The organism is Lysinibacillus sp. Y5S-8, from assembly GCF_036894365.1.
GTDB lineage: Bacteria > Bacillota > Bacilli > Bacillales_A > Planococcaceae > Lysinibacillus > Lysinibacillus fusiformis_D.
Genome location: NZ_CP145889.1, coordinates 3,330,266 through 3,347,057, shown reverse-complemented (window position 1 = coordinate 3,347,057; position 16,792 = coordinate 3,330,266). Strand labels below are relative to the sequence as shown.

Genomic DNA, 16,792 nt, shown 5'->3' with positions numbered 1-16,792 from the left:
AGAAGTCCTTTCGAGGGCTTCTTTTCTTTTTAAATAAAAATATGTAACTAACGAAAAGGGTGGATGAAATATGCAAATTATATTACGAATTATTGGACAGGATAAAACTTTTACAAACGACTTTGTGAAGGCACTTGTATTCAGAAATGCTCTTAAAATGAATGAGAAAATGTGTTTAGAAGGTAACGAAATTTCAGTTGATCCTTTCGATGAATGATCGGCTTTGTAGTAAATGTCTTCGATAATCAATTCACTGTGGATGACATGTGGGATAGGCTAGAAGCAGGACTATTACAAAACGAAATCATGCGTGTATTCAATAGTATACTTAATATCGGTGGTCTAGAGATCGCTTCCACAACAACCATGTTAGGTAACTGGTATAATCAATCGACTTTTGTCTTTAAACCTGAAAAGGAACGTTTACAATATAACAATGAAAAAGGAGCAAAATTTTTTAATTTTGAGGACTATATAACTTCATTGTTAGATAACTATCAAAATATTAAACGAGAATTTCCTTATATGTTTGAAATTATTGTTGTTTATTTACTTCTGATAGAGAAAGATAAACATTTGAGTTATGAAGAATGGTTTCCGGAAATTAATCCAGAAATATTTAAAGAACTCAGGGAGAAAATTTTAATTCCCAACAGAAATTTGATCAATGATTGCCATCCAATAAAATATTTATTTAGAGAAGTTGGAATAAAACCTTTTTTCAAAGGTGATTTTTTTAATGAATAAATACTAAAGCCACATTCAAAAGAATGTGGTTTTTATTTTGTTAACTCATAAAAATAAATAAGTAAGAAAATGAATTTCTTAATACTAGGAAAGTTCGCAAAAAAACAGTGTGAATTGATCAAAAGCGTTGATTACTTCCATCCTATTTGTCCCATGATATAGATAGATGGGGGGTGTTGGTTAATGGATTATGAATATACTGTAAAGTTTTACTTTGAAGAAAGTCGTGAAGAAGAATATAAAATCAAGACTAATATTGGACAAGAAACTTTTGCAGAAGAAATTACTAATGGATTCAATGAGAAGTCCTGGTATTCATTTACTGAAACAGAAAATTATAAAACGGTATTAATTAATACTAAAAATGTTTATAAGGTATCAGTAGTGCAAGACACTGTAGAATTTGATTAATCATAATAAGTCACATCCAAAGGTAGTGACCTTTTAATGTTAAAGTTTTAGTTATGCAGCTAATTGGCTGGCATGAGTTCGGTAATTTACTGGGCTCAAGCCAGCCAGTTTTTGTTTTAATTCGTTCATTATTGTAGTAATCGATAAACTTCTCTATTTTCTTTTTTAACGCTTCATAGGAGATTCATTCTTCCACGTCATATATTTCTTGTTTGAGTAAATCAAAGAAGTTATCCATTGCGGCATTGTCTGCACAAGTTGTTTTACGAGATATGCTTTGGAAAATCTTGTTTTGTTTTAATGTTTGCACCCACGAATTATGTTGATAATGCCACGCTTGATCTGAGTGAATGGTCGTATGGTATTTTACACGTTCATGAATGATTAGGAGCACTAACCCATCACAAAATCGAGTGTCGGGCATTTTGATATGCTAAAGCAATAATCTCACCATTATATAAATCCAGTATTGGACTTTTTCGTCTATATGTCTGTTACGACTTTTTGAAGGGTATATGGTACTGAAACGACGGTTTAAACGTTCCCAAACAGTGCCTTTATATGATTTATAGCGTGATTTGCGTACGAATTTCTCATATTTGAAGGAATTAAAGAGAAGGAATCCTAACTATATATGAAGAAGTAGTAACTTGTTGAGATGACTCAATCATTTTTAAATTAAGGAGGAACTTTTTTGCAATTACTTTTTAAATATAATTGGATGGTAAGAGAAGACTGGTTTCGTTGGTGTGACGAGTTGAGTGAAGAAGAGCTTTTGCAAAACCGACCTGGTGGAATGGGAAGTATATTACATACACTTTTCCATATAATTGATGTCGAATGGAGTTGGATACGACTTTTACAAGGTAAAACTGATTTTCAGGAGAGTTTTGAGGAATATAATAGCTTGGAAAAGGTTCGTAAATTGGAAGCTGAATTTCATTTAGAAGTAGAAAACTTTGTAAACCGATGGGACGACAGTATGGAAGAGCGTTTACTCCATAATACATTAGCAGATGGAAGGATTGAGACACATACATGGGGTGAAGTCATTCGCCATACGATTGCACATGAAATCCATCATATAGGACAGTTATCAATTTGGGCTAGAGAGATGGGGAGAGAGCCTATCTCTGCAAACCTAATTAGACGGGGTCTCTCTTCATCATTGAAGGATTAGAGGTAGTGACCAAATAAATATAAATAGATGGAAAGATTTAATAAGTTTTTAATATACCGATTGATAAAAAGCTATAAAAATAGGTTTTAGATAGAGGAAAATGAAAATATAGTAATGGATAGAAAAAGTAAAAATAGCTTAGATATCAGACACTCTCGCATGAGGGTGTTTTTTTATTGATAGGAGTAAAAAATGTAGAAATATGAAAATAATCATAGAATTACCTCGATTATCCATGTATATTTGTGGAGAAGGGAGTTTGAATAAATGAAAAAATTGCTTATTTTACCACTTATTTTGCTACTAGGTATTTTGTTAGTAGCTTGTAGCCAAGGTGATGATAGTGGTAAGAAAAAAGAAGGTGCTGATAAAGCATCAGAAGAAACATTAAAAGTGGATAAAGGACTTTTAAATGTTGAAGTTACCATACCGGCTACACTTTACAAGGGACAAGACATAGATTCTATTATTTCGGAGGCAAAAAATAGTGGAATTAAGGAAGTTATTAAGAATGATGATGGATCTTTAACTTATAAAATGTCTAAATCCGAGCACAAAAAAATGATGAAGGAATTAAAAGAAAGAATAGTAAAAAGTGTAGAAGAACTTAAAACAAGTGAAGATTTTGCTTCTATAAATGATGTGGCTTATAACAAATCTTTTTCTGAGTTTACACTCACAGTAAATAAGGAAAAGTTTGAAGGTAGTTTCGATGCACTGGCATCCTTTGGGCTTGCTTTAGCGGGCATGTACTACCAATTATTTAACGGTGCAGACGTTGAACATTATAAAGTCACAGTATATATTAAAGATGAATCAAATGGAGAAGTATTTGATACTATGGTTTATCCAGATGAATTAAATGAAAATAACGATAAGTAACTTGAAGAGCACCTAATATACAGGAGGAGTTTTCATGAAAAAGCTAGGATTATTATTATTGGTGTCTATTTTATTGGTAGCTTGTGGTCAAAGTGATAAAAACAGCAGTTCAGATAACAAAACAAAAGAGTCTGTTGAGAAAAATGCAGAGGAAGAAGTTAAGGCATCTGAAAATAATGAAGAAAATGAACCAGAGGTAGAGGAAGTTCTGACGATTACTAAAGGTAATGTATTAGTAGTTGATAATTACGCAGAAATCACAATCAACAACAATATTTTTGGTAAACAAATTTCACCACCAAATCCAAGTTCTGTGTATACATATTACAAAAACGAAGAGGAGGGGGAAGTGTACTTAGATACAATTATTTCAGTAAAAAGTTTACTAACAACAGGTCAAACATCTAATGAATTTGTAGATGTAAAAATTATTTATGATGGAAAATACGAATACAAGACTTTCTCAACAATAGAAAATCGAGGTGGATCAGATTTCACGTTTACAAATATTACATCAATCGAACCTCTGAAAAATGGTACACTACATTTTCTAGCTTCCGTTCCAGAACAAGTAGAGCAGGATGGGAAGCCGCTTAAAGCGGTAATTACTGTAAAAGGGAAAACGTATGAACAAATAATTAGATAGCTATTTATTGTATTAAGCACTCCTATTTGGGTGCTTTTTACTATGTTAAAAAGAGACAGCAACTATTCGAACAGTAATCCAAATCGACGATCGTTTGAGCCAGCCATGAGAGCAATACAAGGCTGTTCAACTTATCTTTATATCTCCTAAAATAGGAAGCAATCAAGCTTCAAGGTAGCTACAGTTACCTCAAAAGTATCTAATAGTATAGTTTTGTTCGGCACACAACTCTCCGACAAGGAGGATAAAAAACATTTAGCGTGAAGCCATCCAGATGGTAATAAATCTTCTTCAAATAACATAGTAGTCATTTTAAATATCGTTTGCTACGTTCATGAGAAAACAATATGTGTAGACGAATATGCTTTGTTAAGATTAATAACATATTAAAAAAGTTTGCTAAGGTATAGTGAAAAATTTACTTGTTTAAAATAAGTTCATTCTTTGGGAAAGTAGCTTAGCTATATTTATAAATGCAATGTAGATGTCATATTTTCTTTTCCTAGTTATTTAGCTTTATTGCAAGGACATTTTTTTAATTTGATTTATACTATTAACACTTAAAATGATTATTTTGTATTGAGTGGAATTTCCTAATTATGATACCATATAGATTAATACATATATGGAGGAATTATTATGGAAAAGAGTAAAATAAAGTTATTATTACTATGTTTATTGTATATTTTAATTCTATCAGCATGTAATCAGAAAGAAGAGCGTGTTGATAAATCAGGTGAGAATGAACAAGAAAAAGTAGAGACTTTACATCAAGAGGAAAAAGCAGTAACAACAAATCAAGATAATTTAGCTATCGAGAAAGCTTCCACTAATGAAGAGACTGATGAAGACAATCATTTAAATACATCTTTGACAGTAGTTTTAGAAGATGTTATTCCTAGAGATCCTAGTACTGATAATAATGTCTATGGATATGAATTAAATTTTATTATGAAATATATAAATCACACAGATAAAGACATTAAAGGATTTTAGCAGAAACATATTTTTATGATATGTTCAGCGAGTTAGTATACAAGTCAGCAATGAAATATGAATGGGATGTTATTCCTGCAAATGGTTCTACAAACTTTAATACTGCTGTTGATTTAAATCAATTCAATGATGTAGATATGCGCTTTTATAATTTACCGTTTGAGAATATGACTTTTAACTATAAAATTAAATCCATAATCTTTACGGATGGAACAAGTATATAAAGCCTTACAATATGTTTATAAGATAACTTTAATTATCAAATAGTTTTTACATTCTTGCTTCTTGATTAAATAACTATTTATATAAATTAGCAAAAGTGTGTCGTTAATCGATAACACGAATCTGGATTTTTTTATAATATAATCCCATCACTACTGAAGGAGTAACGAAGATAAGCTTTACCAAACTCAGTTGAGAATAGATAAGTATACCCTTTCCATTCTCGCTCCTTACTAGATTACAACAAGCAGTCGATAAAGCTTGGTTTGACAAAAAATGAACTGATTAAAGGAAATTTAGAAGGTTGAAGATTATTTTTTCAGCGTTAAAAATAGCTGAATGTATAGGACTTTAAGAGAATTTCTACACCATTTTTTATTATTTTTCGCAATTTCAATCATAGATGCAGTATCGCTAGACTGCTTGAATAAAAAACCCCCATAAAAGTTTAAATTAGTATCTGACTTTTATGGGGTTAGTTCATATGATTCTCTGTTTTTGGAAGGGAATTACTCCATTATTATTAATTAATTGCTTGTAATGAGTCTAACCCTTCTTTAAGATATATAAAACTTTTATATTTTATTACATTACTATCTACCGCCATCAAAGAATTTAAATATCTCTTTAATTCATTAATATAAGCACTTGTAAAATCGAATAAATCGAAAGTATGTATCCATTCATTATTACCAGATAATTGACTGTAGTTCGTAATAATGAGATGATGACCTTTCTTTTCAAAGCTAATAATATTAGCGTTTCCAAATGGGTCTAATTTTTGTACTTCATTTGTTTGATGAAGTTGTATTAATAACTCATTTAATTCAATCACAATAGTACTGTGCATAGTTGTAGAAAAGAGTAATTCTTCGACATCTCCATCATTAACTAATACTTCTAAATAACTATCGAAATAGTAATCATAACCAAGATCCTCGTTTTTTAAAACGAATATATCTTCATCGACATTAAATTTTATTCGCATTTAGTGCTCTCCTCTAATTATTTTTTAGTGATGACTGATTTCCCACTGGTTGGGTAAGAAGTTTTTATAACATAATTATCTGTCACAACTGTTGTCATTTCATCAATACCATCTTTTGGATTAACACTTGCTAATTGTCCTTTTTCTAGAGACTCCATAATTAAATTTTTAATTTTCGCCTCACCAAGGTGTTTTGGAAAAAGTGTTGTCCCTTTTGTAGCAGCAGTTCCTGACACATGTCTTTTATCAATATGTTGCCATCCAGTCTTAGAATTTCCATCGATTAAGATTCCTCTGCTATTAAACTTTTGAACTTTCCCTAATCTTGCTAATGCATTTACCTCATCCTTTTTACCAGATTTCTTCAATAAACTATAAATTTTCCCCTATTTTACGTCTTTACCTGCTGAAAATAAAGAAATGATAGCAAGATTTATTTATGATGAAAAGCGAGAAATGAAAAACAGGCGACTTTATTTGCTATCTGTTCTATTTTTCTCTGCCATCTTTCAATATAAAACTTTCCTCGAATTGTGCATCTGGAATTTCTATCATTTTATTCAATTATGTCTAGCTTATTGGTTATATTGAATTAACGGAAATTGAAGTGAGAACAATAGCATTTCCTTAAAAAAGACGCCTAGTCCGATGAAAAGCTGGGAAAAGAACTGGCTTTTTACCTAATTGTGGACTAACAAAATTTGACGAGGCAAGTTTTATAATGACATCAACAAGGTGTTCTCACCATAACAAAAGGGTCACCAGCTGGAGGTGACCCTTTTGTTATGGTGCTGTAACGACATGATCGATAGTTGCCAACTAGCTTATATTCGTTTTCTTACAGTGAAAGATGATTCATATTAATATTCTTTTTGCACGAAAGTTGCGCCTACAATAATTAAAAGAATAAATAGAACAACAATTAAAACGAATGTGGAACTATTATTTTTACCGTAGTCCATGCAATAACCTCCGCCATAGTCTTGACCAAAGCCTTGACTATAGCCTCCGTAACAACAATTAAAACCGCCTGTGTTTCCAAAGTATCCCATTGTGACCTCTCCTTTCTTCAATTTATTGTATGTGGGGATATTGAAAGGAGAGGGGTATTCGTCTAATTGATTATTCTATAATGACCCAATCCAGAATTGTAGCTAGTGTTTTAGCTTAAATGAAGCGGTGATACTTTTATAAAAAAATAAATGTCAAGTTTCAAAAACGCCGCTAGATTGTACTTGATGAACGCCTACAAAAGATTGATCCATGCCAATAGGTTGTAAAATATTTTGCTGGATATATTGATCAAATGGCTGTTTCGAAACATGCTCAATCATTAGTCCTAAGACATCATAATTAATCGTTGCATATTCAAAGGAGCTACCTGGTTTGCGATTTAATGGATGATCCAGTAATGTTTTGACCGTTAGCTCAAGGGCGTTATCAGCCGTGCTTTCTGGAATTCGAGTAATTGAATTAGAGGGAATTCCACTTGTATGTGACAATAACTGCTGAATTGTCATGATCTGTTCCTTCCCTTTATAGGCTAATGTTAACCAAGGGATATATTTTTGAACATTATCAGAGCGTTTTAACAAACCTTGATTTTCTAATTGCAGAATAGCAAGCGCCGTAAATGCTTTTGATGTGGAGCCTAGCTCAAAAAGGGTATGAGGAGTGACAGGCGTTTTTGTTTTCATATCTGCAAAACCAAAGCCCTTTTGATATACCGTTTTCCCTTTATCAACAATGATTACCGAAAGGCCTGGGATTTCGCTAATGGTTTGCTGTTCCTCAATAAATTGATCAATTTTCCTAATTGTATCATTTGATGCTGCCTGTACTAATTTGGGTATCAAAATACAAAAGATCAATATTACAGCAATCATCATCGATTTTTTCATTAATCGTGTCAGGTTGTTTTCTCCTTAGAATGTAATATATTTGTTACAACATGGATTACTATAACAACCAAAATATGGTCAAACCATCGATTAACATGACTATTCGAGGGATAACATGACAATTTTGTCACATCAGAAAACTCAAAAAGGGCTACTCCTATATCAATAGGAGAGCCCCAATAAAATTTATTTAGTTTGCTCTGGAAGTAAATCTTGCCCATTAATTATGAGTTTAGATGCAGAGACGAGAACATCTTTATTGGCCTCATAATAAGGATCTAAAATTTTATAGAAGGCTTCCCATTGCTCACCAGCTTTTTCTTCTTCCCCATCTTTCTCAAGGGTAACAGCTTTTTCATAGTGTTGTTTTAATTTTGTGTAATCCGATTGACTAATTTCGAATTCAATATCAGCCATATATTCTTCAAAGGAAATTTGTTCATATTTAAAATGTGAGTTCAACTTTTCGTAGAATTGATCCCAAAGCTTCATTGATAACTCTTCGTTTTTATCTTTATCTGCTTTTTGAGCTTCATCATAGATAGATTTTAGCTCTGCGAGTTCCTCTTTTGTCAAATCTACTTCCATGTCCGCCATGTATTGCTCAAACGTTAGTGGCGGATACAGCTCTTGGTGATACGGCTCAAGGATCGTGTAAATTTTATCTATTTTTTCTTGTGCCATTTCCGTTTTATCTTCTTTTATAAATTTTATCCATTCTGTATAAAGAGTTTTCAACTGCTCTTTATCTTGAGCTTTAATAACAATGTTCTTTTCAGTAAATGCGGCTTCATTGATAAATTCTTCAAACGGCTCAGGTTGCCAGTTTGCTAATTCATAAGGTCTTGTGATGTTATCCATCGCTTGATAGAGACGTTCCATTTCCTCATAATTCTCTTCTTTTCCTGCTTTTTTCATGTCATGAAAGAGTTTTTCTAATTGGATTAACTCTTCTTTCGTTACTCCCTTAGGTAGTGATTTTTTGTACACATCAAAGGTATAGAAGTCCGAGTAATCCTCTATAATGCTACCTTCAACTGAAATTTCCTGTCCTTCCACTAACTTCAATTGCTCGATTTGCTGATCAGAGAATTTGTGTAACCCAATATAATAATTTTTGCCATCTGTACCTTTGATGGTAAGGCCATCACCACCAAAATATTTAACGGTACCTTGTATTTTTTGTTCTATTTGCATTATGACATTATTTGTTGTTTCCACAGATGTTGCACCAGCTTGCAGCGGTGTTAATACAGCCATTCCTAGTGTTAGTGCTGAAGCCAATAGCCATGTTTTTTTAACAGGTTTTTTCATGTTTATCAATTCTCCTTTAGGTTAACTTGTGTTACCAATAATTAGACGTTTTACCAATTGAAAAGGTTTTATCTTTTTTTAAAATTTTTAAAGAAATCAAAGAGCGGAGTTCAAGACATGTCCTCTCTTTTTTAGTACCCGATTGCTTTGAAAAATAGCCATTATTTACAGTACAACTTACACAAAGGATTGGGTCTTATTTAGATTGAAGGGAGGAGTATATGTACAAGGACATGACGAAAGTGTTTTCTATAGGGAGAAAGAGAACTGAACGTTACTATTCTGCAAGGAGAGGAGCGTTTTCCGTTACGACCGAGTACGTCCTGGGAATTTCACGAGTAACGAAGGCATTAGTGCAGAGTATGATGGTTTTAGCTTTGTGCTCCTAATTGTAAGCTTTAGGAGCACTTTCTGATGAACATCAATTGAATTCCAATGTTTAAAATGTGCCACTACTGCTGACTAGCTGACTATAGTGAAAGTCTCCGCTTCCAGTAGGTAAGCGAGCCTTTTTGAGACCCTGCACGTAGAGATAGCGAAGGAAGTAGCTTAACGCCAATCCACAGGAAAGCGGATAACCTGAAATGGGAATCATTATTTTTTATCTGTTTATGTTAAATCAGCTTTCATAAAAAATGAATGCCCTTTCTACTGTTCATCCTGGAAATAAATTTTATAGAATTTACGATTCGTTGCCTCATCATAGCCAACTTCAATCAGCTCATCTATTTGATCGATATGTTGAATATTTACTTGTATTTCAATGTTGGCATCAAGTTTGATTTTACGTTTATACTTCTTCTCAGCCTTTTCTAATGCACTGTCCGAAATGACTGTTTCATAGGGTTTGACTGAGTTGATGATGATATCTTTTTGGCTAGCATCTGCTTGCTCAAATACGGTGTCGATATAATGGTTTACTTGAAACTCCTCTTCATTTCTAAAATAATCTAGTGTTTTATTCAGAAGTCCCAGCTTCTCCGTGTTTGTATAATTTTCTTCCTTTAAGATGTATTTTTTACATTCAGCTAATGCTAAATCCGTTTTATGATAATGTTCATCTGCTGCTTTAATTTTTAAAAATCGTTCTTGCCAATAAACAATATCTTCTTTACGTTTAGTTTTCATAAACACAGCAGGTGCTTGATCTGATCCCATATCAACAATGATAGCCATATTATTTATTTTCTTGACGTTAATACCATCAACGCCGTTGATAATCATTTGATTGTGGTCATTTTTTACATCTAAAAATATTTCTTTTTCATCAATTTTGACAATGGCAATAACCTTTTTAGCCTCATTCAATAGTAAACAATTTTCGAACAAACCAATAAACAGTTCACCGCTTTTGATGTTTGGATGTTGTGAGACACTATGTAAGTGCCTAGCCATATTTTGTGACTGTTCTAGAAAGTTACTGTTCTGTTCAAAAATAGTCTTAGAATACGTAAAAACTTCATTAAGCTCAATATTGGTTTCATGGAAAAATTCGTATTGCTGCTCCATATCTATTTTACTAAATGCAAGCTGTGTAAAGGCTGCTTCTAGCATGACTTCGGGTTGAGACAAGGCTTCTTCTCCTAAAATAAGCGTTTCGCTCACAAAATGTAGACTATATTGTGCTAATTTACTTTCACTGACTTCTAGCATAAATTTCACCTTCTAATTTTTCATAGTAGCTAGTATACCATATCCTATTTAATAGATTTCATTTATCCTAAACATTAAAGGTGGAAATAAGGTATGAGAGGGGAATGGGGAGTCCTGCTCATAACGCATGAAATCAATTTCGTTAAAGAAAATTGGATTTAGAAAGTAAGTAGAATAGATATTGAAGAATACTTAGGAAAGACAAGTCAACTTATCCAATACCTCAACAATTTATTAATACCAGTTCTCAAATTATTTGAGGCTGGTTTTTTTTATGGCTATCAAAGAGCAGATGTCTTGTTTTGAGAAGAATGTTGGGGATTAGAAGTTTAAAATGCCGTTGCTTAGATAATGCTAAAAACATGTAGGGATACTCTGTACGATTGTACTAAAGAGGGTGATCAATATGTGGGAAAAGGTGATTTCCTATGTGCCGCATTGGCAAGTTTTTTTTCAGGGCTTTTTAGCATTTTTCATTCCATATTTGATTTTCAAATTGTTTAATGGTTTTTTTATTGTCAAAAAGGGCAACGGCAAGATTGATATAAAAGAATATAGTGATCAAAGTGAGACGGTGCATAAACCTATTCAAAAAACGTTAGAGCAATTTACAGGTAATTACAGTGAAGATCTCTTACTAATGAGGAAAGAACTTGGTCATAATTGGGATATTCATTTCAGAGAATTTCACATTGGAAATACTGGTAATCGTGCAGCCATCGTTTTTCTTAAAGGGTTATGCGATAAAGAGCTGATTGACAAGCATATTTTAAAATCATTAATGAATGGACTTTCAGAAAGTTCCACGTTGATAAGAGGTTATGAATTACAACAATTGATTGCAAATGAAATCCTACCAGTGAGTGATCTTATAGATGAATCGAATGTCATGAATTCCGTGGGAAAAGTATTAACTGGATCTACTGTATTAATTGTTGACGGTATACCGAGTGTATTTATCATTGGTACCGCACATGGAAAGACTCGAAATCTTGAGGAGCCTGTTTCTGAAGCATTGGTACGTGGACCAAGGGTGGGCTTCACGGAAAAATTAAGTGTCAATACTTCTTTATTGAGGCAACATGGTGAAAACCAACATTTATCTATTATTGAAATGGAAGTGGGGGAGCGAATAAAAAAACAGTTAGTCTTAGCCTATATAGATGAAATTGTGGAACCTGATCTCGTCAAAGAGGTGAGGAAACGGATTGAAACAATCAATTTGGATGATGTAGCTGAATCAGGTTATATTGAGCAATTGATTGAGGACAATTACCTTAGTCCGTTTACGCAAGTACAGAGTACCGAGCGTCCTGATCGTGTTGTTGCAGCTTTACTGGAAGGAAGAGTTGCAATTCTATTAGACGGCACTCCCTTTGCTTTAATTGTACCTGTCACATTTAATATGTTATTGCAGTCACCAGAAGATTATTATGAACGTTGGTTGCCTAGCTCTCTTATCCGTTTGCTTCGTTATTTTGCTGCAGGTATCACTTTATTTGGACCATCCTTGTATATTGCCTTTGTGTCGTTTCATCAGGGGTTAATCCCCACTAAACTAGCGTTGTCTATGATGGGGACAAGGCAAGGGGTACCCTTCCCAGCATTAATCGAAGCTCTCATTATGGAGGTTGCCATTGAAATACTACGAGAAGCGGGCCTTCGCTTGCCTAAGCCGATTGGTCCGACAATGGGAATTGTTGGGGGGCTTGTCATTGGAGAAGCAGCAGTACAGGCAGGAATTGTTAGTCCAATTATGGTTATTGTTGTTGCACTAACGGCCATTTCCTCCTTTGCTATTCCCCAATATAATGCTGGCATCACGCTACGAATGCTGCGATTTGTCTCGATGTTTTCTGCTGCTTTATTTGGACTATATGGCATCATCCTATTTTTCTTATTCCTTTGCAGTCATTTAGTGAAACTAAAGAGCTTCGGCGTACCATATCTTAGTCCTACTGTTCCGTATAGAGCAGGTGACTGGAAAGACTTTATGGTTCGTATGCCGTTCAGGGTGATGAAACATCGTCCGAGATTATTAAAGCCAAAAGATTCTATCCGCAAAGGGAAATAAGAGGAAAGGAGAAAAACAGCCATGAACAGCACTTTAAAAGATAAAATAACGACATCACAAGCAGTTGTTATTATTATTAACTATATTCTTGCCACTGGAATTCTTACCTTACCTCGTGCATCTGTAGAAAAAGTAAAAACGCCGGATGTATGGATTAGTGTTTTTTTAGGTGGAGTTGTTGCCATGATTGCGGGCGTAATTATTGTCAAGCTAAGCCAACAATATCCTGACAAAACATTTTATCAATACAATCAAGATATTATAGGGAAATGGTTGGGCTCATTCATAAGTATATGTGTAATTGTCTATTTTTTTACCATTTCTGCTTTTGAGGTTCGCATAATGGCTGAGGTAACCTCTCTCTTCTTATTAGAAGGAACACCTACATGGGCTATCATTTTGCCTTTTTTGTGGGTAGGGATTTATTTGATTAGTGGTGGCATCAATACAATTGCTCGTTTGTTTGAAATTATTTTCCCTATAACCTTTGTGATTTTTTTGCTCGTGGCCTTTTTAAGCTTAGGAATCTTTGAAATCGATAATCTTAGACCAGTATTAGGTTTGGGTGTTGTACCCATGTTAAAGGGGATCAAAACAGCGACACTGGCATTTTTAGGTCCTGAAATTATGCTGCTTATAGTAGCATTTATGTATCCATCAGATAAATCAAAAGCTGTAAAGGTTGTACTAGTGGGCATAACGATTCCTTTACTTTTTTATGTTATTACAGTTGTTATGGTTATTGGAGCTCTATCCATTGAAGGGGTTATGACAAGGACATGGCCAACGATTGAATTGATGCGAAGTTTTGAAATTCCTGGATTAATTTTTGAACGCTTTGAGTCGTTTTTACTGGTCATCTGGATTATGCAAATATTTGCTACCTTCTCGATTACCTATTATGCAGCTGCTTTAGGATTAGCTCAACTTTTTAAGAAAAGTATGAATCCTTTCTTATACGGATTATTACCGATTATTTATATCATTGCGATGACGCCAAAAAATATTAATGATCTTTTTACATTTGGCGATAAGATTGGCCATGCTGCACTAATTTTATTTGGTGCCGTACCTATAATTTTACTCCTTATATCGAAATGGAGAGGAAATAAAGCATGAAGCGAAAACATCAATATATCCGATACCTTCTATTAATGACTATATCCTTTCTTCTTACTGGTTGCTGGAGCAGTAAAGAGATTGAGGATTTAGGTATTATTGTAGGCACATCATTGGATTTAGAAACGGGCGATGTATCTTCTGAGGAGCAACAAGATGCTAGATATGCAAATAGGGATCTGCTAACAATTACCAATCAATTCATTACATCAGAGACAACAGTTTCCGGAACGAAAGAGGGTACCTTACCTGAAAAAGCATATAAAAATGTCACTGAAACGGGTGATGCGGTATTGCCAACATTACGAAATATGCTTTTAAAAGTTGACAAACGCTCCTTTGCTGAACATTCCAAAGTGATTATTATTGGAGAAGAATTAGCCAGTACCGTCAATCTTCAACAAACGCTAGATTTTTTTCTAAGAGAATTAGAAATACGGCCGAGTGGCCTGCTCCTTATTGCTCAAAATCGTGCAAGTCAGGCACTTGAAACGAATGAACCAACGAAAATTCCAGCTTTTCAATTAGTGGAAATGATGGAGGGACATGAAAGGACGACTAAGATTTTACCACCGATGACCGTTGCCAAGTTAGAAGGAAAGCTCTATTCAGACTCGAGCTTTTTATTGCAAAATGTGTTAGCGGAAGATGGGGAAGTAAGGTTTGCAGGAGCTGCTGTCATTGAAGGTAAAACGAAAAAGTTGCGTGGCTTTTTAAATGAAAGTGACTTGGAAGGAATTGCATGGATAACAGGCAAAGGGAAAGGTGGTTTAGTCAAAGGCTTTGATGAGGAGTCGGGGGCGCCCATTATCTATGAAATTATTTCAGCTAAAAGTAAAATTATTCCTCTCATAAAGGAAGACCAAATCTCTTTTACCATAAAAATTCAAACAGAGGGTAGAATCTCTGAACATTGGGTCCTATCAGATAAGGCATTTGACAATCGATTTTTGAAAAAAGCGGAGAAAGTATTTGAAAAAGAGATTGAACGATTAGTGAAGAAGGTTTTGGAAAAAACGCAACATGAATTTCAAACGGATGTTGCTGGATTTGGCAATAAAATAAGAATAGATTATCCAAAGGTATGGCAAAAAATAAAAAAAGATTGGGATCAAACATTTAGTGAGGTTCCAATCACATGTGAAGTGAATGTAACCATTAAGGATTATGGGACGTCAGGTGATTAAGGTGATTAACGAGGTTAATCATCTTTTTTTGTCTATTTTGTATATACTGGAATTAAAGTCCGTATTATTAAACATTCGAAAAGATGGGAGATAAAAGACATGCAATATACCGTTCAATCAATCGCTACAGTTTATAACAATCGGCAAATGATAAAAGATGATCATTGGGGAGAGATTATTTCAACTATTGAACTTGCTGATCATATCCAGGAGGCATCCTTAAAAGGAATAGGAGATTTTTCTCATCTAGAAATTATTTTTTATTTTGATAAAGTTACAGACGATCAGATCCAATATGAGGCGAGACATCCTAGAAATAATCAAAATTATCCCGAGGTCGGCATTTTCGCGCAAAGGGGTAAGAATAGACCCAATAAATTAGGAAGTACAATCGTTGAGTTATTAGAGGTCAAACCTAGAGCATTAATCGTCCAAGGGCTAGATGCCATTGATGGCACACCTATACTAGATATAAAGCCTGTGATGAAAGAGTTTTTACCTAAAAAGGATGTTCAACAGCCAGCATGGTCAATAGATTTAATGAAGGCCTACTGGGGGTAATAAAGTTGTTAAAGCGAAGACATTTGAGCATTTTTAAGAATATTGTTGCACTATGCGATGGATGCAGAGCATATTTGTGTAGTAATCGAGGGGAGTAGCATGCTCCCCTTGAATTTTTATAGAATAATTCCCTCTTGATAAAGAATGCTAATGGCATGAGAGCGATTTCTGGCATGTAATTTTTTGATAGCGGATTTGACATATTGGGTAATAGTTAATTCACTTAAATCCATAAAATCTGCAATTTCCTTCGTACTTCCCCCCTGTGCTACCTGTCTCATCACCTCCAGCTCACGTTTGCTAAGAAGACCTTCCTTTTTGCTATTTCTAGCTTGCATGATAAGTTGACCAATAACATTTCCAAAAGCTGTCATGTCATCCAATAGCTTTTCATTTATAGCGATTTCTTCTTCCAATTGTGTACTACAAATATAACCGAAAACATATTGGCCAATGAAGATGGGAATGATTAAAAATGAATTATTTTGTGAGGGAATAGAATATTTAATACTTATATTTTTTAAATAATCCATTCCTGTACAAAATTTAGCCTTCTTATCCTCAATAGCAGCATAAATAATAGGGAAGCTACGAATCTCCTCTCGAATTTCACCGATATGACTACCTCCAGATTCATTCAAAAAAATGATTCCTTCAGCTACAAAGCCTATTGGAGAATACCTTAATAAGTAGGCATCTTTGATAGGAAAAGAATCTAAATATACCTGCAAAATATGTATCAACAGCTCTTCATGATTGGCATAACTTTGTACCGTGTCGAAACGTTTTTGAATGGTATAAAGATTGGACATGACCTATCCCCTTTTTTAAGTATATACTACGCTTAAAATAAGGAATTTTCAATATTTTCTGTAAGTTGTAGTATTTAAGCTAAGGAAATCCAGTATTTT

18 protein-coding genes and 2 pseudogenes are annotated in these 16,792 nt (G+C 33.9%); 12 read left to right on the top strand and 8 right to left on the bottom strand.

Annotated elements, in window-relative coordinates; all coding sequences use genetic code 11:
• Positions 1–70 precede the first annotated feature (70 nt).
• The 3 genes from V6670_RS16275 (at position 71) to V6670_RS16265 (ending at position 1,158) form a co-directional block, all read left to right on the top strand.
• Positions 71–217, top strand: coding sequence for a hypothetical protein (locus V6670_RS16275; protein WP_338651673.1), 147 nt, complete (start codon positions 71–73; stop codon positions 215–217).
• Positions 214–747 carry a hypothetical protein gene (locus tag V6670_RS16270; RefSeq protein WP_338651672.1) on the top strand — a complete coding sequence of 178 codons (534 nt, stop codon included), beginning with the start codon at positions 214–216 and terminating at the stop codon, positions 745–747. Before V6670_RS16275 ends, V6670_RS16270 begins: the two co-directional genes overlap by 4 nt.
• 183 nt (positions 748–930) lie before the next feature.
• Positions 931–1,158 (top strand): hypothetical protein, encoded by a 228-nt coding sequence (locus V6670_RS16265; RefSeq protein ID WP_036125924.1) that lies wholly within the window; start codon positions 931–933, stop codon positions 1,156–1,158.
• Positions 1,159–1,209: 51 nt separating this feature from the next.
• Here the strand turns inward: V6670_RS16265 and V6670_RS16260 are convergent.
• A pseudogene (locus V6670_RS16260) lies at positions 1,210–1,510 on the bottom strand (IS3 family transposase); the annotation flags it as partial.
• Between the two features lie 342 nt (positions 1,511–1,852).
• Between V6670_RS16260 and V6670_RS16255 the strand changes: the two are divergent.
• From V6670_RS16255 to V6670_RS16235, 5 genes are all read left to right on the top strand, one after another.
• On the top strand, positions 1,853–2,338 hold the full coding sequence (locus V6670_RS16255) for a DinB family protein (RefSeq protein WP_338651671.1): 486 nt from the start codon (positions 1,853–1,855) through the stop codon (positions 2,336–2,338).
• Between the two features lie 267 nt (positions 2,339–2,605).
• On the top strand, positions 2,606–3,220 hold the full coding sequence (locus tag V6670_RS16250; protein WP_338651670.1) for a hypothetical protein: 615 nt from the start codon (positions 2,606–2,608) through the stop codon (positions 3,218–3,220).
• A 34-nt stretch (positions 3,221–3,254) separates the two neighbouring features.
• Positions 3,255–3,866, top strand: a complete 612-nt coding sequence (locus tag V6670_RS16245) for a hypothetical protein (protein WP_338651669.1) — start codon at positions 3,255–3,257, stop codon at positions 3,864–3,866.
• Positions 3,867–4,505: 639 nt separating this feature from the next.
• Positions 4,506–4,862 (top strand): hypothetical protein, encoded by a 357-nt coding sequence (locus V6670_RS16240; protein ID WP_338651668.1) that lies wholly within the window; start codon positions 4,506–4,508, stop codon positions 4,860–4,862.
• 20 nt (positions 4,863–4,882) lie between these two features.
• The gene (locus tag V6670_RS16235; RefSeq protein WP_338651667.1) at positions 4,883–5,086 is read left to right on the top strand and encodes a hypothetical protein; all 204 of its coding nucleotides are present in this window, start codon (positions 4,883–4,885) and stop codon (positions 5,084–5,086) included.
• Between the two features lie 521 nt (positions 5,087–5,607).
• Here the strand turns inward: V6670_RS16235 and V6670_RS16230 are convergent.
• The 6 genes and pseudogenes from V6670_RS16230 to V6670_RS16205 form a co-directional block, all read right to left on the bottom strand.
• Positions 5,608–6,072 carry a hypothetical protein gene (locus V6670_RS16230; RefSeq protein WP_338651666.1) on the bottom strand — a complete coding sequence of 155 codons (465 nt, stop codon included), beginning with the start codon at positions 6,070–6,072 and terminating at the stop codon, positions 5,608–5,610.
• 17 nt (positions 6,073–6,089) lie between these two features.
• Complete coding sequence (locus tag V6670_RS16225; RefSeq protein ID WP_338651665.1) at positions 6,090–6,440, bottom strand: hypothetical protein; 351 nt, start codon at positions 6,438–6,440, stop codon at positions 6,090–6,092.
• Between the two features lie 492 nt (positions 6,441–6,932).
• On the bottom strand, positions 6,933–7,034 hold the full coding sequence (locus V6670_RS16220) for a YjcZ family sporulation protein (RefSeq protein ID WP_139149540.1): 102 nt from the start codon (positions 7,032–7,034) through the stop codon (positions 6,933–6,935).
• Positions 7,035–7,295: 261 nt separating this feature from the next.
• A pseudogene (locus tag V6670_RS16215) lies at positions 7,296–7,985 on the bottom strand (serine hydrolase domain-containing protein); the annotation flags it as partial.
• Between the two features lie 174 nt (positions 7,986–8,159).
• A complete protein-coding gene (locus V6670_RS16210; protein ID WP_338651664.1) occupies positions 8,160–9,287 on the bottom strand; it encodes a hypothetical protein in 1,128 nt (375 codons plus the stop codon).
• 648 nt (positions 9,288–9,935) lie between these two features.
• Positions 9,936–10,940 (bottom strand): hypothetical protein, encoded by a 1,005-nt coding sequence (locus tag V6670_RS16205; RefSeq protein WP_338651663.1) that lies wholly within the window; start codon positions 10,938–10,940, stop codon positions 9,936–9,938.
• 406 nt (positions 10,941–11,346) lie between these two features.
• Between V6670_RS16205 and V6670_RS16200 the strand changes: the two genes are divergently transcribed.
• The 4 genes from V6670_RS16200 to V6670_RS16185 all read left to right on the top strand — a co-directional run bounded on the left by V6670_RS16200 (position 11,347) and on the right by V6670_RS16185 (position 15,881).
• Entirely contained in the window at positions 11,347–13,014 is a 1,668-nt protein-coding gene (locus V6670_RS16200; RefSeq protein WP_036124257.1) for a spore germination protein, read from the top strand.
• Positions 13,015–13,035: 21 nt separating this feature from the next.
• On the top strand, positions 13,036–14,133 hold the full coding sequence (locus V6670_RS16195) for a spore germination protein (RefSeq protein WP_036124259.1): 1,098 nt from the start codon (positions 13,036–13,038) through the stop codon (positions 14,131–14,133).
• A complete protein-coding gene (locus tag V6670_RS16190; RefSeq protein ID WP_141904995.1) occupies positions 14,130–15,320 on the top strand; it encodes a Ger(x)C family spore germination protein in 1,191 nt (396 codons plus the stop codon). The genes V6670_RS16195 and V6670_RS16190 overlap by 4 nt, the downstream gene beginning before the upstream one ends.
• Before the next feature lie 99 nt (positions 15,321–15,419).
• Complete coding sequence (locus V6670_RS16185; protein ID WP_141904996.1) at positions 15,420–15,881, top strand: SAM-dependent methyltransferase; 462 nt, start codon at positions 15,420–15,422, stop codon at positions 15,879–15,881.
• A gap of 116 nt (positions 15,882–15,997) precedes the next feature.
• On the opposite strand, the gene V6670_RS16180 is transcribed toward V6670_RS16185, so the two are convergent.
• The gene (locus tag V6670_RS16180) at positions 15,998–16,693 is read right to left on the bottom strand and encodes a helix-turn-helix transcriptional regulator (protein ID WP_058844352.1); all 696 of its coding nucleotides are present in this window, start codon (positions 16,691–16,693) and stop codon (positions 15,998–16,000) included.
• Positions 16,694–16,792 lie beyond the last annotated feature (99 nt).